A 25133-nucleotide genomic window follows, 5' to 3' on the forward strand; every position below is an offset into this window, starting at 1 on the left:
CGGCCGGCATCATAGCTAGCCCCCTCCCCGCCCCGCGGCCGCCCACTCAGGCCATGCCGGCCAGCAGCTTCTTCGCGTCCTCGACATTGCGCGGATTGGCGCGCTTGTTCTGCACGAAGCGCTCCAGCGCCGCCTTCGCACCGGCCTTTTCGCCCTTGGCGAGCAGGGCCTGGCCCAGGCGGTGGTCGATGGGCAGGCGCTCGGCCCCTTCCAGGCCGCGCGCGCGCTCCAGCGACCTGACGGCCTCCTCGGCCTGGCCCATCTCGGTCAGCACGCGGCCCAGGCCGTAGGGGCCGGCCGCGTGGGCGGGATAGTCGCGCTGCAGCGACTCGAAGATGCCACGGGCCTTGGGCAGGTTCTTCTGCTCCATCAGCTCGAAGCCCAGGCGCACCCAGCTGCCGCGCAGTTCGCGAGCCACGGTGCGGTCATCGCCCGCCTTCACACCGGCCAGCTCGCGCTCGGCGCCGGCCCAGTCCTTGTCGTTCATGGCCAGCAGCGCGCGCAGCAGCTTGGCCTGCTCGGGCTGGCGGGCCTGCACCTCGGCGGCCAGTTCCCTGGCCTTGGCCGTGCTGCCGCCGGCAAAACCCGGCGCCATCAGATAGAACTGGGTCAGGCCGCTGCGGGCCTCGAACAGCAGTGGATCCGCTCGACGGCCTTGACGAACTGCTCCTTGGTCTTGGCGGCCAGGCCGGGCATCTTGAAGACGCTGGCGGTCATGGCCTGCTGGCCATAGACGCGCCCCAACGCGTAGCTGCAGACGGCCTGCGGGCGCTTGTCGGCGCAGGCCTGCAGGGCCGGTAGGCTGGCCTCCAGGCGCGCACCATCGTTGTCGTCGACGGCGGCCAGGGCCAGGGCTACGGCGGCCTGATCGTCGTCGGGCTGCGCCTTGGCGCGGGCCTGGGCTGCACGGACCAGGTCGTTGGACTTGCCGGCGTCCAGCCAGGCCTGCCATTGCGGGTCCTTGAGGACGTCGGCGGATGCGGCGCAGGCCAGCAGGGCCAGCGCGAAAGGAACGAAGCGAAGGGTCATGCGGGGCTCTCCTGGAAGACGCAGATTGAACGTGCGGCCAGGGCCGGGCGACGCCCGGGTTTTCTCGATGTGACTTCAGGCAGGGCAGCTCGCACGGCGGTGCGGCGCCGGGTCGCGTGCACGCTCAGCGCTTCTTCTTCGCGCCGGGCTTGCGCTGGCCGAGGGCCTCCATCTGCTGCTCGCGGCGGGCCGCCTTCCTGGCGTCCAAAGAATCCATTACTTTGCGCTGCGTCAAACCACTTGCATCCGCCCAGCCCCACCAGGCGAGGGCCAGCGCGAAAGGCGACAGTACGATCACCCAGGCCCAGAAATCATCGCTGTGAAACTGCACCCAACCGCCAAGACGCAGCACAATGAAGAGCACGCCGATCAACACGAATGCCATGCGGCATCTCCTTCAAGTATCTTTGCAACCACTGTAGTTCAACGTCCGGAAAGGTTACCCGTGAAAGTCCTGATCCTCAGCCTCGCCCTTGTCGCCCCCGCCGCCTTCGCCAACCAGGAACTGGCCAAGTCCAAGAACTGCCTGGCCTGCCACGCGCTGGACACCAAGCTCGTCGGCCCCGCCTACAAGGACGTGGCCGCAAAGTACGCCAAGGACAAGGATGCGTACAAGAAGCTGGCCGAAAAGATCCAGAAGGGCGGCTCCGGCGTCTGGGGCCCCGTGCCCATGCCGGCCAACCCGCAGGTCAGCCCGGCCGAGGCCGAGACCCTGGCCAAGTGGGTTCTGACGGTCAAGTAAAGACCCTCCCGCCGCAGCGAAGCTGCGGCCACCGGCAGCAGCCGGATGAACAAAGGCCCGCATGCGCGGGCCTTTGCTTCTGGAGCGTTGAAGTTGGTCAGTAAGCCTGGCCTAACTGCTCAAGGATGGCGAGGTTTTGGTGTTCCCCCACATCGCTACGCGATATGAATGAACCCCGAACCCGGCCCCTCGGCTCCGCCGACCGCGCACCGCGCGGCTTTGAACAGTCGTTCCAGGCTAGTAAGCCTGGCCCAGCTGTTCCAGGATGGCCGGGTTCTCCAGCGTGGATGTGTCCTGGGTGACGCTCTCGCCCTTGGCCACCGAGCGCAGCAGGCGGCGCATGATCTTGCCGGAGCGGGTCTTGGGCAGGTTGTCGCCGAAGCGGATGTCCTTGGGCTTGGCGATAGGGCCGATCTCCTTGGCGACATGGTCGCGCAACTGCTTGGCGATGGCCTTGGCCTCGTCGCCGCTGGGGCGCGGACGCTTCAGCACGACGAAGGCGCAGATGGCCTCGCCGGTGGTGTCGTCCGGGCGGCCCACGACGGCCGCCTCGGCGACCAGCTCGGTGCAGCTGACCAGGGCCGACTCGATCTCCATCGTGCCCATGCGGTGGCCCGACACGTTCAGCACGTCGTCGATGCGGCCGGTGATCGTGAAATAGCCCGTCTCGGCATCGCGGATGGCGCCGTCGCCGGCCAGGTAGTAGCCCTTGAGCTCGCTCGGGTAGTAACTCTTCTTGAAGCGCTCGGGGTCGCCGTAGATCGTGCGGATCATGCTCGGCCAGGGCTTCTTGACGACCAGGATGCCGCCCTGGCCGTTGGGCACGTCGTTGCCCGTCTCGTCGACGATGGCCGCCATGATGCCCGGGAAGGGCAGCGTGCAGGAGCCGGGCACCAGGGTCGTCACGCCGGGCAGCGGCGTGATCATGTGGCCGCCGGTCTCGGTCTGCCAGAAGGTGTCGACGATGGGGCAGCGGCCGCCGCCCACATGCTGGTGGTACCACTCCCAGGCGGCCGGGTTGATGGGCTCGCCCACCGAGCCCAGCAGGCGCAGGCTGGACAGGTCGTAGTTCTTCGGATGCACGGCCTCGTTGGTCTCGGCCGCCTTGATCAGCGAGCGGATGGCCGTCGGCGCCGTGTAGAAGATGCTGACCTTGTGCTTCTGGATCATCTGCCAGAAGCGGCCGGCGTCCGGGTAGGTGGGCACGCCCTCGAAGACGATCTCGGTGCCGCCCAGGGCCAGCGGGCCGTAGGTGATGTAGCTGTGACCGGTGACCCAGCCGATGTCGGCCGTGCACCAGAAGACGTCGCTGTCCTTCAGGTCGAAAGTCCACTTGGTGGTGAGGGCCGCATGCAGCAGATAGCCGCCGCTGCTGTGCTGCACGCCCTTGGGCTTGCCGGTGGAGCCGGAGGTGTAGAGCAGGAAGAGCGGATGCTCGGCCTCCACCCATTCCGGCGCGCAGGTGGCGGACTCGGCGGCCATCAGCTCGTGCAGCCACAGGTCGCGCCCCTCGACCCAGGCGATCTTGCCGCCGGTGCGCTGGTAGACGATGCAGTCCTTCAGCGTCGGGCAGGCGCCGCCTTCCAGCGCCTCGTCGACGATGGCCTTCAGCGGCAGCGCCTTGCCGCCGCGCATCTGCTCGTCGGCGCAGATCAGCGCCACGGCGCCGGCGTCCTGGATGCGGTCACGCAGCGACTGCGCCGAGAAACCGCCGAACACGACCGAGTGCGTCGCGCCGATGCGCGCGCAGGCCTGCATGGCCACGACGCCCTCGACCGACATCGGCATGTAGATGACGACGCGGTCGCCCTTCCTGATGCCGCGGGCCTTCAGCGCATTGGCCAACTGGCCGACCTTGGCCAGCAGCTCGGCATAGGTGACGGTCGTGACCGTGCCGTCGTCGGCCTCGAAGATCAGCGCCGTCTTCGCGCCCTTGCCGGCCTCGACATGGCGGTCCAGGCAGTTGTAGGACACGTTGAGCCGGCCGTCTTCGAACCACTTGAAGAAGGGGGCGTCGCTCTCGTCGAGCGTCTTCGTGAAGGGCGTCTGCCAGCTGATCAGCTCGCGGGCCAGGCGGGCCCAGTAGCCGGCATAGTCCTTCTCGGCCTCGGCCACGAGCGCCGTGTAGCCGGCCTCACCCTTCACGTTGGCATTGGCGACCCACTCGGGGCTGGGCGCGTAGGTTTTCAGCGTACTCATGGCTTGTCTCCTGAAGTTGCTTGGCGCGGACTGTGCGAGGAGTCACTGACGAAGCGCTTACTCTGGTCGCCAAAACGGAGCCGGCGGGCCGCCCGGCAGCGGGCGTATCCGGTGAATCCCTAGAATCCGCCCGCTTTCCGTTGCACCCGAAGGATCCGATGACCTCCCCGCTGCGCCCCCTGCCCCGCCTGATCTTCGCCAGCCGCTGGCTGCAGCTGCCCCTGTACGTCGGCCTCATCCTGGCCCAGGCCATCTATGTCTGGCAGTTCTGGACCGAGCTGGTGCATCTGATCGAGGCCACCTTCGGCGACGGGCATGCGCTGGAGCTGCTGGCCGGCAGCGTCGGCGCCAAGGGCGCCGTGCCCGACCGGCTCTCCGAAACGCTGCTGATGCTGGTCGTGCTCGGGCTGATCGACGTGGTGATGATCTCCAACCTGCTCATCATGGTCATCATCGGCGGCTACGAGACCTTCGTGTCGCGCATGGACCTGGAAGGCCATCCCGACCAGCCCGAGTGGCTCAGCCACGTGAACGCGTCGGTGCTCAAGGTCAAGCTCGGCACCGCCATCATCGGCATCAGCTCCATCCACCTGCTGAAGACCTTCATCAACGCCGGCGCCTACGAGGAGAAGCAGCTGATGTGGCAGACCCTCATCCACATCACCTTCCTGCTGTCGGCCATGGCCATCGCCGCGACGGACCGGCTGCTGCCGGCACCCAGGCACGGGGAGCACTGAACCGGGCAGGCCGCGCCGTCGCGGCGGCCTGGTCCTAGCGTCCGACCATCTGCCCCGGCACCACCCAGGCGTCGAACTGCTCGGCCGTCAGATGGCCCAGGGCCAGCGCGGCCTCGCGCAGGCTGCTGCCATCCTTGTGCGCCTTCTTCGCGATCTGCGCCGCCTTGTCGTAGCCGATGTGGGTATTCAGCGCCGTCACGAGCATCAGCGAGCGCTCCACCAGCTCGGCGATGCGGCCCTCGTTGGGCTCGATGCCCACGGCGCAGTGCCGGTCGAAGCTGGCCATGCCGTCGCCCAGCAGCCGTACGCTCTGCAGGAAGTTGTGGATGACGAGGGGCCGGAACACGTTCAGCTCGAAGTTGCCCGAGGCGCCACCGATGTTGATGGCCACATCGTTGCCCATGACCTGGGCCGCCAGCATCGTCACCGCCTCGCTCTGCGTCGGGTTGACCTTGCCCGGCATGATGGACGAGCCCGGCTCGTTTTCCGGGATGCGGATCTCGCCGATGCCGCTGCGCGGGCCGCTGGCCAGCCAGCGCACGTCGTTGGCGATCTTGTTCATGCTGGCGGCCAGCGTCTTCAGCGCGCCATGCGCATGCACCAGGGCGTCGCAGGCCGCCATGGCTTCGAACTTGTTGGGCGCCGTCAGGAAGGGGTGGCCGGTCAGGCGCGCCAGTTCGGCCGCCACCGCCACCGCATAGCCCTCGGGGGCATTCAGCCCGGTGCCCACCGCCGTGCCGCCCAACGCCAGCTCGTGCAGATGCGGCAGCGCGGCCAGCACGTGGCGCTCGCCCTGGGCCAGCTGAGCGACCCAGCCGGAGATTTCCTGGCCCAGCGTCAGCGGCGTCGCGTCCTGCAGATGGGTGCGGCCGATCTTGACGATGTGGTCGAAGGCCTCGGCCTTGGCCTGCAACGTCGCCCGCAGCGCGCGCAGCGGCGGCAACAGGCGTTCCACCAGCGCCTGTACGGCCGCGACATGCATGGCGGTCGGGAAGACGTCATTGCTGCTCTGGCTGCGGTTCACGTCGTCGTTGGGGTGCACCAGCCGCCCCTCGCCGCGCTCGCCGCCCAACAGCTCGCTGGCGCGATTGGCCAGCACCTCATTGACGTTCATGTTCGTCTGCGTGCCGGAGCCCGTCTGCCACACCACCAGCGGAAACTCGCCCGGATGCCGGCCTGCGATGACCTCGTCGGCTGCCGCGACGATGGCCGCCGTCTTCGCCGCGTCCTGCAGGCCCAGGGCCTGGTTGACGACCGCCGAAGCCCGCTTCACCTGGGCCAGCGCGCGGATCAGCTCGGGCGCCTGGCGCTCGCCGGAGATGTCGAAGTTCTGCAGCGAGCGCTGGGTCTGCGCACCCCAGAGCCGGTCGGCCGGCACCACGATGGGGCCGAAGCTGTCGCGTTCGATGCGTGTGTTCATCAGAGGGGCTCCAGACGGCTGTAAGCCGCATTGTGGGCAGGGCGCCGGATAATCCGGGCCGCAGTCCATCCTCACCCGACTCCGCCATGACCGTCACGATCCGCCAGCAAGACCTCATCGACAGCGTTGCTGCCGCTCTGCAGTACATCTCGTACTACCACCCGGCCGACTACATCCAGCATCTCGCCCGCGCCTACGAGAGCGAGGCCTCGCCCGCGGCCAAGGACGCGATCGCGCAGATCCTCACCAACAGCCGCATGTGCGCCGAGGGCAAGCGGCCCATCTGCCAGGACACCGGCATCGTCAACGTGTTCTTGAAGATCGGCATGGACGTGCGCTGGGAAGGCTTCAGCGGCAGCATCGAGGACGCCGTCAACGAAGGCGTACGCCAGGGCTATCTCAACCCCGAGAACAAGCTGCGCGCCAGCGTGCTGGACGACCCGATCTTTGCGCGCAAGAACACCAAGGACAACACACCCGCCGTCGTGCAGATGGAGGTGGTGCCCGGCAACACGGTGGACGTCATCGTCGCGGCCAAGGGCGGTGGCTCGGAGAACAAGAGCAAGGTCTACATGCTCAACCCCAGCGACGACATCGTCGACTGGGTGCTGAAGACCGTGCCGACCATGGGCGCCGGCTGGTGCCCGCCCGGCATGCTGGGCATCGGCGTCGGCGGCACGGCCGAAAAGGCTGCCCTGCTGGCCAAGCAGGCGCTGATGGACGACATCGACATGTACGAGCTGCTGCAGCGCGGCCCGCAGAACAAGTTGGAGGAGCTGCGCATCGAGCTCTACCAGAAGGTCAACGCTCTGGGCATCGGCGCCCAGGGCCTGGGTGGTCTGACGACGGTGCTGGACGTGAAGATCAAGACCTTCCCGACCCACGCCGCCAGCAAGCCCATCGCGATGATCCCGAACTGCGCGGCCACGCGGCACGCCCACTTCGTGCTGGACGGCAGCGGCCCGAGCTACCTCGAGGCCCCGAGCCTGGACCTGTGGCCCGACGTGCACTGGGCACCCGACTACAACAAGAGCAAGCGCGTCGACCTGAATGCGCTGACACCGGCCGAGGTGGCCGGCTGGAAGCCCGGCGATACCCTGCTGCTGAACGGCAAGATGCTGACCGGCCGCGACGCCGCCCACAAGCGCATTCAGGACATGCTGGCCAAGGGTGAGCCGCTGCCGGTGGACTTCACGAACCGCGTCATCTACTACGTCGGCCCCGTGGACCCGGTGCGCGACGAGGTCGTCGGCCCGGCCGGCCCGACCACGGCCACGCGCATGGACAAGTTCACCGACATGATGCTGGCCAAGACTGGCCTGATCGCGATGGTCGGCAAGGCCGAGCGCGGCCCGGTCGCCATCGAGTCCATCAAGAACCACAAGAGCGCCTACCTGATGGCGGTCGGCGGCGCGGCCTACCTCGTCAGCAAGGCCATCAAGGGCGCCAAGGTCGTCGGCTTCGCCGACCTGGGCATGGAAGCCATCTACGAGTTCGACGTCGTCGACATGCCGGTGACGGTGGCCGTGGACGCCAGCGGCACCAGCGCCCACATCACCGGCCCGGCCGACTGGCAGCAGCGCATCGCGTCGGGCAAGGGCATCGCCATCCCGGTCGCTGCGGGCTGAAACGAAGCCCCGGCCCGGCGAGTACGTTGGGCCGCCCCCCGCGGGGGCGGCAATACCCCGGGTTTCATGCGTCACGGGTGCCGTGAACCCGGAATGGATCAGTGATTTAGCGCATCACAATCGGGCGGTCATCCACGGCCCCCCGACATGATCCAAGTCCGCCCCCTCCAGCCCTCCGACCGTGCCGCCTGGCAGCCGCTCTGGGACGGCTACAACGCCTTCTACGGCCGCGCCGGCGAGACCGCCCTGCCGGCCGCCATCACCGAGTCGACCTGGGCGCGCTTCTTCGACGCCTACGAGCCCGTCCACGCCCTCGTCGCCGTGGATGAACACGGCGCCCTGCTCGGCCTCGTGCACTACCTCTTCCACCGCAGCACGACGCGCATCGAGCCGACCTGCTATCTGCAGGACCTCTTCACCACCCCCGAGGCCCGCGGCCGCGGCGTGGGCCGCGCGCTGATCGAGGGCGTCTACGCTGCCGTGCAGGCCGCCGGCGGGCGGCGCGTCTACTGGCAGACGCACACCAGCAACACGACGGCCCGCGCGCTCTACGACCGGCTGGCGCGCAACGACGGCTTCATCATCTACGGCCACGACATCGCCTGAGGAGGCTCGCATGCCCGCCATCCGCGCCTACGCCGCCCACACCGCGGGCGGCCCGCTGCAGCCCTTCGAGTTCGATCCTGGCCCGCTGGGCGACGAGGATGTCGAGATCACGGTCGAGCACTGCGGCATCTGCCACTCTGACTTGGCGATGATCGACAGCGAGTGGTTCCCGGCCAGTTATCCCCTGGTACCCGGCCACGAGGTCGTCGGCCGCATCACGGCGCTGGGCGCGCATGCCAAGGGCCGGCAGATCGGCCAGCGCGTCGGCGTGGGCTGGCACAGCAGCAGCTGCACGCACTGCGACTTCTGCCTCGGCGGCGAACAGCATCTGTGCGGCAAGCGCCAGCCGACGCTGATCGGACGCCACGGCGGCTTCGCGGACCGGCTGCGCGCGCACTGGAGCTGGGCCGTCCCGCTACCCGGCGGCCTGGACCCGGCCGCGGCCGGCCCGCTGATGTGCGGCGGCGGCACGGTCTTCCTGCCTTTCGTGCTGCACGCCATCAAACCGACCGACCGCGTCGGCGTCGTCGGCATCGGCGGCCTGGGCCACATCGCCGTCAAGTTCGCACGCGCCTGGGGCTGCGAGGTGACGGCCTTCACGTCCAGCGCCTCCAAGCGTGACGAGGCGCTGGCGCTGGGCGCGCACAAGACCGTCTCCAGCGTCGACAAGGCCGAGTTGAAGGCCGCCGCCGGCAGCCTGGACTTCCTGCTCATCACCGTCGGCGCCGCGCTGCACTGGGATGCGCTGCTGGCCACGCTGGCGCCCAAGGGCCGCATGCACCTGGTCGGCGTCGTGACCGAGGCGATGGCGCTGAAGAGCGGCGGCCTGCTGAGCTGGCAGAAGGGTCTGTCGGCCTCGCCGACGCCGCCTCCCTCGGTGCTGAAGACCATGCTGGACTTCTCGGCCCGCCACCGGATCCTGCCCCAGGTGGAGCGCTTCCCGATGAGCCGCGTCAACGACGCACTGGACCATCTGCGCTCTGGCAAGGCCCGCTACCGCGTCGTACTGGACGCGGATTTCTGAGCCCGCGCCGGGCCAGGCCAGGCCTTATTTGTAGAGCACCTGCTGGCGTAGATCGTCCAGCACCGGCTTGAGCGCTTCCAGGTAGCCCGCCATCAGCTCCGGCGTGCAGATATTGGCCGGCATGCGGTCCGAGATGCTGCGGCTGACATGCAGCACGCGGCCTTCGCGCCGGTAGCGGCTCTCATAGCTGATCAGCGGCCCGTTGAACGCGACCCCTTCCGGGATGGACAGCACCTGAATGGTCTCGGGCAGCGTGATCTCGTAGCGCTCCTCGCTGTGCGACGAGAAACACAGCACCGGGTGCTCGGGCGCCGGCTGGTTGACGCCATTCACATAGCTCGCGACAGGTGCCGGGCTGAACAGCACCGGTCCGATGCCGAACGCGCCGGCCGCGCCCATGCGCAGCGCCTGCTTCACCTTGAAGCTCGCGTGGTAGTCGAACTCGTCGCTGCGCCGGGCCGCGTCGGAGGTCTCGATGCTGCCGTCGCCGGACATCCGCATCCCCTCGAAGTAACGCTTGACCGCGCTGCCGAGCTGATCCTTGCTGATGCTCTTGAAACCCAACCGCATCTGTTGGCCGAAGCGGCCCTGCGCGTGCAGCTCGGTGTCGCCCGTCATCGAGCCGTCCGCGCCGATCTCGAAGCGCGTGACCGTGCTCTGGCTGGCGCGGCCGTCGTCGTGCGGCGTGCGCTCGGGCAGGCCTTCCACAGCCGCGAGCACCGGCTTGTCCTGCACCTGGACCGGCAACTGGCCAAAGGGCGTGTCACTGTCGGTCGAGTCGAGGAAGAGGCCGACCGACGGCACGTAGTTGATGACGTGGTTGACCATGCTCAGCACCGGCACCTCGGGCAGCTTGTGCAGGTTGCCGGCGTTGACCAGCACCTGGTGGCTGGCAATGCCACGGGCCTGCAGCAGTGCCTGGAGCAGCGTCGCGTGGTCCTTGCAGTCGCCCATGCGGTTGTCGATCACGAAGCCCAGATCGCGCGGCACGACAGCGCCGATGCCGACGCAGTTGCCGGCATAGCCGATCTCGCGCGACACCCATTCGTAGAGCGCCCGCACCTGGGCGCGTTCGCCATCCGCACCCTTGGTGATCTCTTCGGCCAGGGCCTGCACGCGCGGCGTCACCGCGGCCTTTGGCGCGGCCCGCTCGACATAGCGTTGCGCAATCTCGCGCGTGCTCTCGAAGCTCGATACCGCGTAGCCCGGCTCGCTGCCGAGCTCATAGACACTGAAGTCCCGGCGCTCGTTGATGACGGGCTCGGGATTCTTCAGCGTCCAGCTCAGCAGCTGGCGCTTGCCGACGGTCTTCTCGCTGAAGTCCATCTGCCAGCTCTTGTGCAGCAGCTTCATGCCCGCCGGCGCGTCCACGCTGATGCTGACGCGGTCGAAGGCATAGCCGCGGCTGAACTCGCCGTTGCGCGAAAACTTGCCGGGAAACAGCGGCTGACGCGTGACGATGCGATAGCTCAACTCGGCCGCGTCGCCGACCTGCAGGTCCGGGAAGACCAGCGTCGTCTGGTTCCAGTCCGAGAACAGCGCCGCACCGCCGCTGCGCCCCGACGCCGTCTGCAGCTGGTAGTTGTCCTTGGGCAGCTTGATGCGACGGCCGTCGGCCTTGCGCGTGAACGCCTCGACGATCTCGAGCCGCTGGGCGCTGGCGCTGTAGCTCAGGCGCTGGCGGCGCACATCGTCCGCCGCATCGGCTTTCAGCAGCCGCGTGACCTGGCGGTAGGTGCTGACCTCGCTGCCGTCCTCGGACACGACATGCTGCTCGCTGTAGAGCTCCGTGCGCGCGGGCAGGTCCGTTGCGACACGCGGCGCCGCCGCGAACGCGGCCACGCCGAACCCGAGCGCGCAGGCCGCGCCCATCTTCCACATTGCCTTCATCAGACCTCCCTGGTCTTCGTCATGAAATCTGCGTGGCGGGCAGCCCGGCCTGGTGCAGCACCCGCTGCGGGTAAGGAATGTCCACGCCCAGGCGCTTGAGCGTGCGCAGGATGGCCAGGTTGACCTCGGAGCGCACGCCGCCGCTGCCGTTCTCGGGGTCGGCGATCCAGAAATAGATCGTCAGCTCCAGGCCATCGGCGGCGAACTGGCTGAGCTGGGCGGACGGCCCCGGGTCGGCCAGCACGCGCGGCACATCCTTCGTCGCCGCCACCAGTGCGGCGATGACGGCTTCCACGTCGCAGTCGTAGCTGACCTGCACGATGGTGGACAGCAGCACCCGCGGGTCAGCCAGCGAGGAGTTCTCGACGCGCTGCGTGATCAGGTTCTCGTTCGGGACGATGGCCTCCTTGCCGCCCAGCGAGCGGATCACCGTGTAGCGCGTCTTGATGTCGGTGACGCGGCCCTCGAAGCCGTCGACCTTGACCATGTCGCCGATGCGCAGGGAGCGCTCGGCCAGGATGACGAAGCCCGACACATAGTTGGCCGCCAGCTTCTGCAGGCCGAAACCCAGGCCCACGCCGAGCGCCCCGCCCAGCACGCCCAGGGCCGTCAGGTCGATGCCCGCCGCCGACAGCGCGAACAGCAGGCCGATGAAGAGCAGCAGCGCGCGGATCGCATTGGCCGCGATCTTGCGCATGGATAGGTCCAGCGACTCGCGCCGCAGCAGCTGTGCCTCGATGGCGGACGAGGCCCACAGGGCCAGCACCAGCACGAGGGCGGCCGTGAGCCCGCCTTCGATCATGTTGCGCAGGGTCAGATGGACGTTGCCGACCTTCCAGCCGATGTCGTCCAGCACGTCCATCATCATCGGCCACAGGCCGGTGATCCACAGCACGGCACCGATCCAGACCAGCCAGGAGCCCAGCCTCTCGACGCCCTTGATGAAAGTCGAGTCGGGCCAGGCTGCGGCCAGCACGCGGGCGACGAGGCGGATGGCCGCCAGCGACACCAGCAGCGGCAGTGCCAGCCGGAACAGGGCCGGCGGCAGGTCCCACAGCGGCAGCAGCCGGCGCGCCGCCAGCGCGAAGGCCAGCGCCAGCAGCGGAAAGAGCGCGCCGTCGATGATGCGCCTGCCGAACAGCACGCTCAGGTGGCGGCGCTCGGTCGCGCGCGACAGCACGGTGCTGACGAGGCCGGCCAGCAGCAGGCAGGCCAGCAACAGCATCCATTCGCCCAGCGCGGCCACGCTGAAAGCGCGGCTCAGCAGGGCCTGCAGTTCATTCAGGCTCAGAGGTTGATGCATTTCGTTCTATTCAGTCGGGGACGGAGCCACTCTCTTCTCTCGGGCGGTCTGTCCCGCAAAGGTCACAAGTCGGCGAGAGCGCGGAGGTGGACGCCGACGCTGCGCGACAGCGCATGCAGGTTGTAGCCCCCCTCCAGCACCGACACGATACGGCCTTGCGCGTGACGCTCGGCGATGGCCTTGACCTTGAGGGTGATCCATTCGTAGTCGGCCTCGACGAGGCCGAGCTGGCCGAGGTCGTCGTCGCGGTGGGCGTCGAAGCCGGCGGAGATGAAGATCATCTGCGGCTTGAAGCGCTCCAGCGCCGGCAGCCACATGGCCTCGACGATCTCGCGCACGTCGCCGCCACGCGTATACGGCGGGATGGGCACGTTGACCATGTTGGTGCCCTTGGGCACCGCGCCGCTGTAGGGGTAGAGCGGGTCCTGGAACAGGCTGACCATCAGCACGCGCTCGTCGCCGGCAATGATGTCCTCGGTGCCATTGCCGTGGTGGACGTCGAAGTCGACGATGGCCACGCGCTTGAGGCCACGCACGTCCAGCGCATGCCGGGCCGCGATGGCCACGTTGTTGAAGAAACAGAAACCCATGCTCTGGTCGCGCGTGGCATGGTGTCCGGGCGGGCGCACGGCGCAGAAGGCGTTGTCGGCCCGGCCGTCGATGACGACATCGGTCGCGCGCACCGCCGCGCCCGCGGCGGCCAGCGCGGCGGCCCAGGTGTGGGCATTGGCCGAGGTGTCAGGGTCCACCGCGCAGCGCCCGCCCGTCGCGGCGCATTCACGCAGCCGCGCGCCGATCTCGGCGACATAGCCGTGGGTGTGGGCCAGCTCGACATCCTTCAGGTCCACCGGACCGGCGTCGAAGTGCTCGAGCGCGTGGTCCAGCCCCGAGGCGATCAGCCAGTCGTCGATGGCGGCCAGCCGTGCGGGGCATTCGGGGTGGCCGTCGCCCATGTCGTGGCGGCGGCACTCGGGGGGATTGAAGTAGGCGGTGGGCATGTCTCTTGATATGGTCCAGCCCCATGACGCAATCACGAACGCTGGCGGCGCAACTGCAGGCGCTGCAAAACCAGATTAGCACGGTCATCAAGGGCAAGCCCGCGCAGATCGCCGAGGCCCTGGCCTGCCTGATGGCCGGCGGCCACCTGCTGATCGAGGACCTGCCCGGCGTCGGCAAGACGACGCTGGCCCATGCGCTGGCCATCTCGCTGGGGCTGAAGTTCTCGCGCCTGCAGTTCACGGCCGACCTGCTGCCCAGCGACCTGCTCGGCGTCAGCGTGTACGAACGCGAGCGCCAGGGCTTCGCCTTTCACCCCGGCCCGGTGTTCGCCCAGGTGCTGCTGGCCGACGAGATCAACCGCGCCGGCCCCAAGACGCAGAGCGCACTGCTGGAGGCGATGGAGGAGCACCAGGTCAGCATCGAGGGCGTGAGCCACCCGCTGCCCGAGCCCTTCTTCGTCATCGCGACGCAGAACCCCAGCGAGCAGCTCGGCACCTTCCCGCTGCCCGAGTCGCAGCTGGACCGCTTCCTGATGTGCATCTCGCTGGGCTACCCCGACGCCGCCGCCGAGCGCGAGCTGCTGATGGGCCAGGACAGCCGCGAGCAGCTGCGCGCACTGCAGCCCGTGATGACGCCGGCCGAGCTGGTCGCCGCCCAGGCCGCCGTGAAGGCCATCCATGCCGCGCCGCCGCTGCTGGACTATCTGCAGGCCCTGATCGCGGCGACGCGCTCGGGCCAGTGGTTCGTCGAGGGCCTGTCGCCGCGCGCCGGCCTGGCCGTGCTGCGCGCCTCGCGGGCGCGGGCCTTGCTGCAGGGGCGCGACTATGTATCGCCCGACGATGTGCAGGCCATCCTGCCCCAGACCATCGCCCACCGCCTGCAGCCCCGCGCCGGCGCCGGCCGCGGCGCGCGCGAGCAGGTGCGGGCCATGATCGAGGCCGTTCCCCTGCCCTGACACCCTTCCGCCGCAACGGTCCGCTGTCGATTCTCTTGACAGCTCGCACCGCCGACTCCGCACAGCCGCCGTGAGGCCGGAGTCAAGCCTTTGTCACGCATTGGGAAACCCGCCGGCTCCCAGCATTTGGCGCGTAACTTGCGTGACGCTCCTGCCGGGTGTTCGGCCCGGCGTCACACAGTCAGGAGATCAACAATGGCCCAGGTTTCAAACCCCCTGCGACACGCCGCCGCGGCCGCCACGCTGGCACTGATGGCCAGCGCACCGAGCTACGCGGCGCCGACCCTCACCTGGGACTTCGTCCCCGCCGTGCAGCAACTGGTGCCGACCGACGCCTACCAGATCACCGGCGAGCTGACCAACACCGGCACGACGAAGATCACCGGCATCACCTTCCTCGAAAGCTGGTACGGCTCGATCGGGGCCTACATCACCCACTGGAACTGGAACCCTAACTTCTGGACCGACTACGGCTCCGGCCTCAGCATCGACCCGGGCGCGAGCTTCACCTTCCAGATCGCAACCGTCGACATCGTCGATGCACACAGCGGCCTCTACACCGGGGCTGCCGACTACGCGCCCTTCCAGTCGCGGATCGGCGTCGTCGACACCGCGGGCGACTATTCGGGCACGGTCTACGCCAGCAACCAGCTGTTGCTGCAGGTCCCCGAGCCGTCGTCGGTCGCGCTCACCGCTCTGGCGCTGCTGGGCCTGTGCGGCGCCGCACGGCGTGGGCGGCGCGCCGCTACTGCTTAGGGCATTGCGCTCGCCTGCGCCGGGTCGCAGGCCCACGTATCCTCGGGGCCCATGGCCCCCTTTCTCCCGCTACGCCAACGCTGGCAGGCCTGGTGGCAGGCCCGCCAGCCCGTGGCCGACACGCACCTGACGACGCAGCGCAATGTCTACATCGTGCCGACGCTGGCCGGCCTGGCCTTCTGCGGCACGCTGGGCGTGCTGCTGCTGGCCAGCATCAACGAGCAGCTCAGCCTGGGCTACGCCCTCACCTTCGCGCTGACCGGCGCGGGCCTGGCGTCCATGCACACGACGCACGCCAATCTGCGCGGGCTGCAGATGGACCTGCGCGCGCCCGAGGGCGTGCATGCGGGCGACGAGTACGCGCTGGAGCTGCGCCTGCACAACCCGGGTAGCGCACGCTTCGGCATCGCCGTCAGCGCCCAGCTCGACAGCGGCCTCACCGAGCCCGCCTGGGTCGACGTGCCGGCCCTGGGCCATGCGGTGCTGGGGCTGCGCCTGCCGGCCGCGCGGCGCGGCCTGCGCGAACTGCCCCGCCTCATCGTGACGACGCGCTTCCCGCTCGGCTTCTTCCGCGCCTGGAGCTATTGGCGGCCTGCGGCCAGGGTCTGGGTCTACCCCAGGCCCGAGGAGGTGCCGGCGCCCTTCCCGCCCCAAGCCGAGGCCGGCGCAGGCGAGGCCGCATCGGCGCGCCAGGCGCAGTCCGGCACCGATTTCTCCGGCGTGCGCAGCTACCGCCGCGGCGACTCGATGAAGCAGATCCTGTGGCGCAAGTCCGCCCTCGCGCTGGACCAGGGCCTGCCGCTGTGGGTGCGCGAGACCGAGGCGCCGCTGGCCAGAGACCTGTGGCTGGACTGGCGCGACACGGCGGGCCGCGACCTGGAGGCCCGCCTGTCGCGCCTGACCGCCTGGGTGCTCGCCGCCGAGCGCCTGGGCCAGCCTTATGGCCTGCGCCTGGCCGGCCGCGAGATCGCACCCGCGCTCGGCGCGGCCCACCGCCAGGACTGCCTTGAAGCGCTCGCGGGGTTCGGCGGATGAACGCGCGTGCCGAGCGCCGGGCCACCCCAAGCCGGCACGCCATCCCCCTGCGGGATGGCCCGATGTACTCATCGGGCGAGGGGCGGCCGTGACGTCGGCCTGGTGGAGCCGCCTGCCGCGCGACACGCGCGACTGCTTCTTCCTGCTCGCCGTCATCGCCGCCGTCATCGCGCCGCATGCCGGCCACCTGCCCTGGTGGAGCAGCGCGCTGACCATCGTCATCCTGTGCTGGCGCAGCCTGCTGGCGGCGCGGCAGCGCCCCCTGCCCAGCCGCTGGTGGCTGGCAGCCATCATCGTGCTGTACGGCGGCATGACCTGGCTGACCCTGCGCACGCTGATCGGCCGCGAGGCCGGCATCACGCTGCTCGTCATGTTGATGGCGCTGAAGACGCTGGAGCTGCGCGCCCGGCGCGACGCCTTCGTCGTGTTCTTCCTCGGCTTCTTCCTCGTGCTGACGCAGTTCCTGTACTCGCAGTCGCTGCTGACGGCGGCCTGGTCGCTGCTCGCGCTGTGGGGGCTGCTGGCGGCCGTCGTGCTGGCGCAGATGCCCTCCGGCGTTCCCAGCATCGCCATCGCCGCCCGGCGCGCGGCCGGCACCACGGCCCTGGGCCTGCCGGTCATGGTGCTGCTGTTCATGCTGTTCCCGCGCATCGCGCCGCTGTGGGGCGTGCCGACTGAGGCCATCGGCCGCACCGGCCTGTCCAACCAGCTCGAGTTCGGCGCGATGAACGAGATCGCCAACGACGACAGCATCGCGATGCGGCTGCGCTTCCTCGACGGCAGCGCGCCGCCGCCCGAGCAGCGCTACTTCCGCGGCCCGGTGCTGACCCGCTTCGACGGCAGGACCTGGCGCGCCCCCGACCCGAGCGCCAGCCAGGGCTGGCTGCGTGGCCGCGACGACATCGCCACCAGCGGCCCGGCGCTGCGCTACGAGATGACGCTGGAGCCGCTGCGCATCGCGGTGCTGCCGCTGCTGGAGATGAGCCCCGGCGCCGTCGGCAGCGAGATCTCCCTGCCCGACCTGAGCATCACGCGCGGCCCCGAACTGCAGTGGCTGTCGCCACGCCCCATCACCGAGCGGATGCGGGTGGAGGCCACGGCCCACCCGGCCTGGCGGGCCGGCCGGGAGCGCAACCGGCTGCAGCTGGCCGTCGACCTCGAACTGCCCCCTGCCAGCAACCCGCGCACCATCGCCTGGGCGCACGAGCTCGCCGGCCAAGCCCGCTTCAGCGTGCTGGCGCCCGGCCCGCGCGCCGAAGCCCTGGCCGCCGCCGTGCTGGCCCATGTGCGCGACGGCGACTACACCTACACGCTGGCCCCCGGCCGCTATGGCGAGCAGTCGCCCCATGTCATCGACGAGTTCTGGCTGGACCGGCGCCTGGGCTTCTGCGAGCACTTCGCCTCAAGCTTCGTCGTCGTCATGCGCGCGATGGGCGTGCCGGCCCGCATCGTGACCGGCTTCCAGGGCTGGGACGCCGAGCCTCAAGACGGCTACTTCGTCGTGCGCAATGCCAACGCCCATGCCTGGGCCGAGTTCTGGGTCGAGGGCCGCGGCTGGCTGCGCGCCGACCCCACCGCCGCCGTAGCGCCCAACCGCGTCATCCAGGGCCTGGCGCTGCAGCCCCAGCCGGGCGTCATCGGGCAGTTCAACCCGACGCTGTGGCGGGCCATGCGCAACGGCTGGGAGGCCGTCAACAACCGCTGGCAGCAGCTGGTGCTGAACTACTCGCGCCAGAACCAGTTCAACCTGATGAAGTCGCTGGGCTTCGAGCACCCCGACTGGACCGCGCTGGGCCAGGCCCTGGCCGGCGTCATCCTCGCCTTCGCGCTGGCCACCGCACTCTGGATACGCTGGAGCAGCCGCCCGCACGATGCCTGGAGCCGGCAGCGCGCGCGCATCGCCGCGCAGCTGGCCCGCGCCGGCGTGGCCCTGCCCACACACGAAAGCCCGGCCGCGTGGGCGCGCACGCTGCGCAGCCAGCTCGGCCCGAAGGCCGAGCCCGCCGCGCAGTGGCTGGAGAGGCTGGAACGATCGCGCTATGCAGCCGGCCAGCCCGCCCCCGCCTGGCGCGACTTCGCCGCCGCCGCCCGTATGCTGCGCCCGTGAACTTCCGACTCCTGCCCCTGCTGGCCGGCCTGTTGCTGGCCTCTTCCGTCCAAGCGAAACCCCGCCACGCCAGGCACGAGGTGCCCCCCAAGCCCCTGGGCCTGCGCCCCGCCCTCGTCGCCTTCGCCGACGAGCTGGCGACAGCGCAGAACTGGGACGCCGCCGCGCTGCGCGATCAGCTCAGCGGCGCGCTGGACCTGCCCAAGGTGCGCCAGCTCATCCTGCCCGCGGCGGCGGGCACGGCCAAGAACTGGGGCGCCTACCGGGACCGTTTCATCGAGCCGAAGCGGCTAGAGGCCGGCGTCGCCTTCTGGGCCGAGCACGAGGGCGCGTTGGCGCGCGCCGAGAGCCGGTACGGCGTGCCGGCCGGGATCGTCGTCGGCATCCTCGGCGTGGAGACCTTCTACGGCCGCATCACCGGCGGCTTCAAGGTGCTGGACGCGCTGGCCACGCTGGCCTTCGACTTCCCCGCCGAGCACCCGCGCGCGGCCGAGCGCCAGGCCTTCTTCCGCAACGAGCTGGCCGAGTTCCTGAAGCTCTGCCACGAGAACGGCCTCGACGCCACCGAGGTGCGCGGCAGCTACGCCGGCGCCTTGGGGCTGCCGCAGTTCATGCCGGGCAGCTGGCGCCAGCATGCGGTGGACTTCGACGGCGACGGCCGCGTCGACCTGATCAACAGCCCGGACGACGCGATCGGCAGCGTGGCCCATTACCTGTCCGAATACGGCTGGAAGCCGGGCCAGGCCACGCACTACAGCGTGCGCCTGCCGGCCGACCCGATCACGCGCCGGCGCCTTCTGGCGCCCGACATCAAACCCCATTTCATGGCGGCCGATCTCGTCGAGGCCGGTGCCGAGCCCTCCGAGGCCGCGCGCGAGCATGCCGGCCCGCTGGCCGTCATCGAGCTGCAGAACGGCCCGAAGCAGCCGCCCACCGTGCTGCTGGGCACGGAGAACTTCTGGGTCGTCACGCGCTACAACTGGTCGGCCTATTACGCGCTGGCCGTCATCGAGCTGGGCGAAGCGGTGGCACGTGCGCGGGCCGTGCAGATACAGCAGCAAACGCCGCCGCAACTGCCGGCGTCGGCGCCTCAGTAGGGGTTGGAGGTCAGCACGCCCGACTCGACCGAGATCGAATAGGGCGCGACGGTCGGCCAGTTGACGAGGTCATAGCTGCCACCGGCCACCCGCTTCTCGACCTGCAGGCCGCGATAGGTCAGCGGCGTCTTGGCCTTCACGGTGATCGGGGCCACCGGCGACTGCAGGAAATAGGCCTGGCCAGTGCGGCCGCCGCTGCCGTCGGGGTTGCCCACCACGGTGCCGATGCCGTTGTCGACGACGACAGCCGTCTGCTCGTTCAGGCCGATGCCGCGCACGGCCGCATTGCTGGCCCAGCCGTCGGCCACCAGGCGGCCCATGAAGGTCACGAGCCGGCCCATGCGGTCGCGCGTGATGAGGTGGCTGTCGGTGATGACGCCGGCCATATAGGGCAGCGAGTTCAGCAGGCTGCGGTCCAGCGTGACATTGCGGTTGTAGGGGTTGGCCATCGCATCCGTCGACGTGACGGACTGGTAGAGGGCCGAATAGTCGAACTGGCCGAGCACCGCCAGGCCAGCACTGGTGCCGCCGAAGGGCACATGGTTCGCGACGGCGGCCTTCATCGCCCCCTCCAGCGGCGTACCGGCCCATTCGGCGACGTAGGTGGACTGGTCGCCGCCGGCGATGAAGAGCACGTCGGCGCGGTTGACGAGGTCCAGCACCGGCTGCGCGCTCGCGCCGGCACGGCTCTTGATGACGATGGAGCCGACCGCACCCACGCCATCCATCGCCATCAGGTAGGCGTTGTAGCCGTCCGAACCCGAGGTGCGCAGGATGACGATGTCCACCTTGTTGGCGCTGCCGCCGCGGGCCTTGGCGATCATGGCCCGGAAGGCATCGTCGACGTCGGTGCCGCCGCCCATCAGCACGAGCGTCGTCGTGGCCGGCCGCGGCGGCTGGAGGGCGGGCACGCTGCCGCTCAGGTAGAAGTCGTAGTCCTTGGTGCTGACGGTCGGCAGCGCACCGCTGCCCGTGCCATTGCTGCCGGCCCAGGCGGCACCGCTGGCCACCAGGCCGAGCGACAACAGGCCGAGCAGTGCAAGGCGACGGCTGAAAGACAGGACACGGTCTGCAAGCATGGCGGCCTCCGGCGCGACGGGTCTGGGCGAGTGTAGGCCGCGACATGACCTCCGGCAGGGCTGCCGCCGACAAGTCTGGTGTAGCGTGGCGCCCCGCATCCAGGGGAGGAACCCGCTTGACCCAAGTTCGCCCGTTGCCGCTCGCGCTGGCCCTTGCCGCCGGCCTGGCCGGCGCGCCTTCTTTCGCCCAGACCGGCTACGACAAGCCGCCCGAGCCGCTGCTGGGCGTGATGCACACGCCGCTGCCGCCATCGGCCATCGCCGACCCCACCGATCGCACGCTGTTGATGGTGCAACAGGCGCAATACCCGTCGATCAGGCGCGTCGCCGAGCCCTATCTGAAACTGGCCGGCGTGCGCGTGGAACCGCGCACCGGCGCCCGCCACGATGCCTCCAACGGCTACGGCATCCGCGCCTGCCTCGAAGGCTTCGCGCTGATCGACATCGCCAGCGGCGAGGAACGCCGGATCGCCCTGCCCGCCGGCGCCTGCCCCGGCCTGCCGACCTGGTCGCCGGACGGCCGTCGCTTCGCCTTCGGCAACACCGTGGCCGACCATGTCGAACTCTGGGTCGGCGACGTCGCCAGCGGGGCCGCGCGGCGCATTGCCGGCGTGCGCCTCAACACCATCCTCGGCAACGACATCCAATGGCTAGGCGGTGGCGCGGCCCTGCTGGTGAAGCAGCTGCCCGCCGGCCGCGGCCCCGCGCCATCGCAAGCCGCGGCGCCGATCGCGCCGGAGATCCGCGAATCGCTGGGCGGCAAGGGCGAGAGCAGCACCTACGAGGCGCGCGACACGCTGACCGGCCCCGAGGACGAGGCGCTGTTCGACCACTACGCCAGCGCGCAGCTCGCCAAGGTCGACCTCGCCAGCGGCAAGCTGACGCCACTCGGCAAGCCGGGGGTGATCGCCGGCGTCGAGGTCGCGCCCGACGGCCGCCACGTGCTTTACGAAGCGCTGAAGCGGCCCTACTCCTATGCCACCACCTGGCAGCGCTTCGCCCACGACACCCTCGTGCTCGACGCCGCGGACGGCCGCGCGACGCTGATCGACAGCGCGCCCGTGGCCGACCGCGTGCCGGTGCGCGGCGTGCCCACCGGGCCACGCGATTTCGGCTGGCGGGCCAATGCGCCGGCCACGCTGGTCTGGGCCGAGGCGCTGGACCAGGGCGACTGGAAGCTCAGCGTGCCCTTGCGCGACAAGGTGCTAATGCAGAGCGCGCCCTTCACCGCCAAGCCGGTCGAGATCCTGCGCACGCCGCAGCGTTTCAGCGGCATGGCCTGGCTGGAGAAAGGCGACGAGCCCTTCGTCTACGAGTTCGACGCCAACCGGCGCTGGGTGCGCGTGACCCGCATCGACGTGTCCGCGCCGGACAAGGCGCCCCGGGTCGTCTGGGACCATTCCGCCGACGAGCGCTACAGGAACCCCGGCGCGCTGCTGATGCGCCGGCTGGCCAATGGCGCGACCGTCGTGCGCGAGGACGCGGGCAAGGTCTATCTGCGCGGCAACGGCGCGACACCGCAGGGCGATCGCCCCTTCCTGGACCGCTACGACCTGGCCACCGGCCGGAGCGAGCGCCTGTTCCGCAGCGGCAACGAGGCGCTGGAACGCGTCATCGCCGTGATCGACGGCGGCAGCCGCTTCCTCGTCTCGCGGCAGTCGCCGGCCGAACCGCCCAATGTGTTCATGGCCACGCTCGGCGCCGCCAATGCCGGCGCCGCCGAAGGCGAGGCGCGCTACGCGGTCGCGACGACGGCCGTCACCCACATCCCCGACCCGATGCCCCAGGTGCGCGGCGTCAAGAAGCGCCTGGTCAGCTACAAGCGCAAGGACGGTGTCGAGCTCTCGTTCACGCTCTACACGCCGCCCGGCTACCAGGAGGGCACGCGCCTGCCCGCCGTGCTCTACGCCTATCCGCTGGACTACGCCGATCCGTCCAAGGCGGGCCAGGTCAGCGGCTCGCAGCAGAGCTTCGACTTCCTGCGCGGCCATCGCCTGCTGCTGCTGGCCGGCTACGCCATCATCGACAACGCCGCCTTCCCCATCGTCGGCGACCCGAAGTCGGCCTACGACACCTACCTCGACCAGCTCATCGCCGATGCGCAAGCCGCGGTGGACAAGGCGGTCGAGCTCGGCGTGGTCGACCGCGACCGCATCGGCGTCACCGGCCACAGCCACGGCGCGCTGATGACGGCCAACCTGCTCGCGCACACCGGGCTGTTCCGCGCCGGCGTGGCCACCAGCGGCAGCTACAACAAGACGCTGACGCCGTTCGGCTTCCAGAACGAGCCGCGTTCGCTGTGGGCCGCGACGCCGGTCTACGAGCAGGCCTCGGCCTTCTTCCATGCCAACAAGATCAAGTCGCCGTTGCTGATCATGCATGGCATGGACGACGCCAACCCGGGCACCGAGCCCGTCCAGGCACCCAAGCTGTTCCAGGCCATCCGCGGCCTCGGCGGCACCACCCGGCTGGTGATGCTGCCTCACGAACCGCACTGGTATACGGCCATGGAGTCGAACGAGCAGGAGGTTTACGAGATGCTCACCTGGTTCGATCGCTATGTGAAGAACGCTGCACCGCGTTAATCAACATCGCAGTTGTCCAATCTGCGTTCGCGGCGCCCGCGACGCATGAACCCGGGTCTTGCGGGCCGAGCGCCGGGCCGCCCCAAGACGGCCCGCGCTGGGCCGAGGCTTCACTTCAAGGCTCGCCGGCTTCCGGCCAGCCCGGCGCGGGCGGCCCCGCCGGTTCCGGGTCGACGGCCGGCGCGACGCGGTCGCTCCAGTAGCGCCGGCTCAGGGCCCGCTCGCAGCGGGCGTCGGCCAGCGGCTCGGCACTGCCCCAGCGCCAGGCACCGCAGGCCGGGCTGGCCACGGTCGCGATGCCCGCGGCCTGGTAGCGCGCCAGCACCGGCGGCGCCGGATGGCCGAAGCGGCTGCGGTAGCCGGCCTGCACCAGGCCCGCCACCGGCCGCACGGCGGCCAGGAACTCGGCGCTCGAGGAGGTCTTGCTGCCGTGGTGGGGCACCAGCAGCACGTCGGCGCGCAGGTCAGGCTCACGCTGCACGAGCAGCCTCTCCTGCCCGGCCTCCAGGTCGCCCGCCGGCAAGGCACGCCGCCCCGATGCCGACGTGATGCGCAGCACGCAGGACAGGTCGTTGGACTTGAGCCCCGCCACATAGTGGGCCGGCGTGGGATGCAGCACGTCGAAGCGCACGCCGTCCCAGGTCCAGCCCTGGCCCGCCTCGCAGCGCGCGGCGGGCGGCCCGGCCTGCCGCAGCGGGTGGCCGGACTCCAGGGAACTGCGCAGTTCGGCCACCGGCAGGGCCTGCATCAGCGTCGCCGCGCCGCCGACGTGGTCGCCATCGCGGTGGCTGAGCATCAGCAGGTCGAGGCTATGCACGCCCAGCAAGCGCAGCAGCGGCAGCAGCACGCGCTCGCGGGCATCCGCGCCGGGCGAGTAGGCCGGGCCGGTGTCGAACAGCATGGCATGGCCGGCGGTGCGGATGAGCACCGCGTTGCCCTGGCCGATGTCGGGCGCCAGCAGCTCGAACTCGCCGGCCGGCGGGCGGGCCACGGCCGGCCAGAGCAGTGGCAGCATCATCGCGAAGCCGGCCGCGCAGCCGCCAGGGCAGGCGCATGACGACGAGGGCCGCCCCCATCAGGGCCAGCCCCTGCGACCACAGCGGCGCCGCCGGCGGCCACCAGACGGCCGCGGGCCAGGCGACCAGCAGCCTCAGCCAGGCCATCAGGCCCTGCACCAGCAGCGCGGCCAGGGCCCACAGCGGCGCGAACAGGCTGCCGAACAGGGCCAGCGGCGTGATGACAAAGCTGATCAACGGGATAGCGGCGAGATTGGCCAGCAGGCCGACGACCGAGATCTGCGCGAAGCAGATCAGGCTCAGCGGCGCGAGGCCGACCGTGGCGATGGCCTGGGTACGCAGCGCGGCCTTGAGCTGAGCGCGCCTGCCGGGGGGCGCCGGCTCGCCGCCCGCCGCCATCAGCAGACCCACGGCGTCGAAGGACAGCCAGAAGCCCGGCTGCATCAGCGCCCAGGGGTCCACGGCAGTGACGATGACGGCCGCACCCAGCAGCACCAGCGGCCAGGGCCAGCGCAGGCCCAGCGTGCGCAGGGCCGCGACCGCGGCCAGCATGACGACGGTGCGCTGGGCCGGCACGCCCCAGCCCGAGAACAGCGCATAGGCCAGGGCCACCACGACACCGACCCAGCGCGCCGCCGTCGACGCCGGCAGGCGCAGGCACAGCCAGCCGCTGCGCCGCCACAGCGGCGCGACCAGGGCCGCCGCCAGCCAGCCCAGCAGCACGACGTGGCTGCCCGAGACGGACAGCAGATGCGCGACGCCGGTGTCGCGGAACAGGTTCCAGTCGGCGTGGGCAATGGCGTTCTGGTCGCCCAGGCTGAGCGCCGCCAGCACGCCGGCCATGGCGGGGTCGGCCACGCGCTCGCGGATGGCCGTGCGCAGGCGCTGGCGGGCCGCGTCGATCTCCCACCAGGGCGCCGCCTGCA

At 70.1% G+C, this 25133-nt stretch carries 22 protein-coding genes; 11 read left to right on the forward strand and 11 right to left on the reverse strand.

What is annotated here, in order from left to right:
- Window positions 1-46: 46 nt before the first annotated feature.
- The 3 genes from EV671_RS26645 to EV671_RS03355 all read right to left on the reverse strand — a co-directional run bounded on the left by EV671_RS26645 (window position 47) and on the right by EV671_RS03355 (window position 1414).
- Window positions 47-595: a tetratricopeptide repeat protein gene (locus EV671_RS26645; RefSeq protein ID WP_165917454.1), complete on the reverse strand. Its 549-nt coding sequence runs from the start codon at window positions 593-595 to the stop codon at window positions 47-49.
- Between the two features lie 14 nt (window positions 596-609).
- The gene (locus EV671_RS26650; protein WP_165917455.1) at window positions 610-1029 is read right to left on the reverse strand and encodes a hypothetical protein; all 420 of its coding nucleotides are present in this window, start codon (window positions 1027-1029) and stop codon (window positions 610-612) included.
- Window positions 1030-1153: 124 nt separating this feature from the next.
- Window positions 1154-1414 (reverse strand): TIGR04438 family Trp-rich protein, encoded by a 261-nt coding sequence (locus EV671_RS03355; RefSeq protein ID WP_132569878.1) that lies wholly within the window; start codon window positions 1412-1414, stop codon window positions 1154-1156.
- A gap of 60 nt (window positions 1415-1474) precedes the next feature.
- On the opposite strand from EV671_RS03355, the gene EV671_RS03360 reads away from it, so the two are divergent.
- A complete protein-coding gene (locus EV671_RS03360; protein WP_132569879.1) occupies window positions 1475-1771 on the forward strand; it encodes a c-type cytochrome in 297 nt (98 codons plus the stop codon).
- Window positions 1772-2008: 237 nt separating this feature from the next.
- Here EV671_RS03360 and acs read toward each other — a convergent pair whose 3' ends face one another.
- The gene (gene acs, locus EV671_RS03365; protein ID WP_132569880.1) at window positions 2009-3970 is read right to left on the reverse strand and encodes an acetate--CoA ligase; all 1962 of its coding nucleotides are present in this window, start codon (window positions 3968-3970) and stop codon (window positions 2009-2011) included.
- A 158-nt stretch (window positions 3971-4128) separates the two neighbouring features.
- Between acs and EV671_RS03370 the strand changes: the two genes are divergently transcribed.
- The gene (locus EV671_RS03370; protein WP_132569881.1) at window positions 4129-4707 is read left to right on the forward strand and encodes a TIGR00645 family protein; all 579 of its coding nucleotides are present in this window, start codon (window positions 4129-4131) and stop codon (window positions 4705-4707) included.
- 34 nt (window positions 4708-4741) lie between these two features.
- Here EV671_RS03370 and fumC read toward each other — a convergent pair whose 3' ends face one another.
- Window positions 4742-6127 carry a class II fumarate hydratase gene (gene fumC, locus EV671_RS03375; protein ID WP_132569882.1) on the reverse strand — a complete coding sequence of 462 codons (1386 nt, stop codon included), beginning with the start codon at window positions 6125-6127 and terminating at the stop codon, window positions 4742-4744.
- An 86-nt stretch (window positions 6128-6213) separates the two neighbouring features.
- On the opposite strand from fumC, the gene EV671_RS03380 reads away from it, so the two are divergent.
- The 3 genes from EV671_RS03380 (at window position 6214) to ahr (ending at window position 9385) form a co-directional block, all read left to right on the forward strand.
- A complete protein-coding gene (locus EV671_RS03380) occupies window positions 6214-7755 on the forward strand; it encodes a fumarate hydratase (RefSeq protein ID WP_132569883.1) in 1542 nt (513 codons plus the stop codon).
- Window positions 7756-7902: 147 nt separating this feature from the next.
- Complete coding sequence (locus EV671_RS03385) at window positions 7903-8361, forward strand: GNAT family N-acetyltransferase (RefSeq protein ID WP_132569884.1); 459 nt, start codon at window positions 7903-7905, stop codon at window positions 8359-8361.
- Between the two features lie 10 nt (window positions 8362-8371).
- Window positions 8372-9385: an NADPH-dependent aldehyde reductase Ahr gene (gene ahr, locus EV671_RS03390; RefSeq protein WP_132569885.1), complete on the forward strand. Its 1014-nt coding sequence runs from the start codon at window positions 8372-8374 to the stop codon at window positions 9383-9385.
- 24 nt (window positions 9386-9409) lie between these two features.
- Here the strand turns inward: ahr and EV671_RS03395 are convergent, their stop codons facing one another.
- The 3 genes from EV671_RS03395 to EV671_RS03405 form a co-directional block, all read right to left on the reverse strand.
- Window positions 9410-11275 carry a DUF3857 domain-containing transglutaminase family protein gene (locus EV671_RS03395; protein ID WP_132569886.1) on the reverse strand — a complete coding sequence of 622 codons (1866 nt, stop codon included), beginning with the start codon at window positions 11273-11275 and terminating at the stop codon, window positions 9410-9412.
- A 19-nt stretch (window positions 11276-11294) separates the two neighbouring features.
- Entirely contained in the window at window positions 11295-12578 is a 1284-nt protein-coding gene (locus EV671_RS03400) for a mechanosensitive ion channel family protein (RefSeq protein ID WP_132569887.1), read from the reverse strand.
- Window positions 12579-12640: 62 nt separating this feature from the next.
- On the reverse strand, window positions 12641-13576 hold the full coding sequence (locus tag EV671_RS03405) for a histone deacetylase family protein (protein ID WP_132569888.1): 936 nt from the start codon (window positions 13574-13576) through the stop codon (window positions 12641-12643).
- Between the two features lie 23 nt (window positions 13577-13599).
- Between EV671_RS03405 and EV671_RS03410 the strand changes: the two genes are divergently transcribed.
- The 5 genes from EV671_RS03410 to mltB all read left to right on the forward strand — a co-directional run bounded on the left by EV671_RS03410 (window position 13600) and on the right by mltB (window position 19527).
- Window positions 13600-14532, forward strand: coding sequence for an AAA family ATPase (locus EV671_RS03410; RefSeq protein WP_132569889.1), 933 nt, complete (start codon window positions 13600-13602; stop codon window positions 14530-14532).
- Between the two features lie 195 nt (window positions 14533-14727).
- Window positions 14728-15288, forward strand: a complete 561-nt coding sequence (locus EV671_RS03415; protein ID WP_132569890.1) for a PEP-CTERM sorting domain-containing protein — start codon at window positions 14728-14730, stop codon at window positions 15286-15288.
- Window positions 15289-15339: 51 nt separating this feature from the next.
- A complete protein-coding gene (locus EV671_RS03420; RefSeq protein WP_132569891.1) occupies window positions 15340-16323 on the forward strand; it encodes a DUF58 domain-containing protein in 984 nt (327 codons plus the stop codon).
- A gap of 88 nt (window positions 16324-16411) precedes the next feature.
- Complete coding sequence (locus EV671_RS03425) at window positions 16412-18430, forward strand: transglutaminase TgpA family protein (RefSeq protein ID WP_243655556.1); 2019 nt, start codon at window positions 16412-16414, stop codon at window positions 18428-18430.
- Window positions 18427-19527, forward strand: coding sequence for a lytic murein transglycosylase B (gene mltB / locus EV671_RS03430; RefSeq protein ID WP_165917456.1), 1101 nt, complete (start codon window positions 18427-18429; stop codon window positions 19525-19527). The genes EV671_RS03425 and mltB overlap by 4 nt, the downstream gene beginning before the upstream one ends.
- Here the strand turns inward: mltB and EV671_RS03435 are convergent.
- The gene (locus tag EV671_RS03435; protein WP_165917457.1) at window positions 19521-20606 is read right to left on the reverse strand and encodes a cyanophycinase; all 1086 of its coding nucleotides are present in this window, start codon (window positions 20604-20606) and stop codon (window positions 19521-19523) included. The two genes, mltB and EV671_RS03435, sit on opposite strands and share 7 nt — an antisense overlap.
- Window positions 20607-20722: 116 nt before the next feature.
- Between EV671_RS03435 and EV671_RS03440 the strand changes: the two genes are divergently transcribed.
- On the forward strand, window positions 20723-23191 hold the full coding sequence (locus EV671_RS03440; protein ID WP_243655557.1) for a S9 family peptidase: 2469 nt from the start codon (window positions 20723-20725) through the stop codon (window positions 23189-23191).
- A gap of 115 nt (window positions 23192-23306) precedes the next feature.
- Here the strand turns inward: EV671_RS03440 and EV671_RS03445 are convergent, their stop codons facing one another.
- The gene (locus tag EV671_RS03445) at window positions 23307-24092 is read right to left on the reverse strand and encodes a ComEC/Rec2 family competence protein (RefSeq protein WP_243655558.1); all 786 of its coding nucleotides are present in this window, start codon (window positions 24090-24092) and stop codon (window positions 23307-23309) included.
- Entirely contained in the window at window positions 24001-25050 is a 1050-nt protein-coding gene (locus tag EV671_RS03450; protein WP_415840492.1) for a ComEC/Rec2 family competence protein, read from the reverse strand. The genes EV671_RS03445 and EV671_RS03450 overlap by 92 nt, the downstream gene beginning before the upstream one ends.
- Between the last annotated feature and the right edge of the window lie 83 nt (window positions 25051-25133).

The organism is Roseateles saccharophilus, from assembly GCF_004342485.1.
In the GTDB taxonomy this organism is placed as follows: Bacteria; Pseudomonadota; Gammaproteobacteria; order Burkholderiales; family Burkholderiaceae_C; genus Pelomonas; species Pelomonas saccharophila.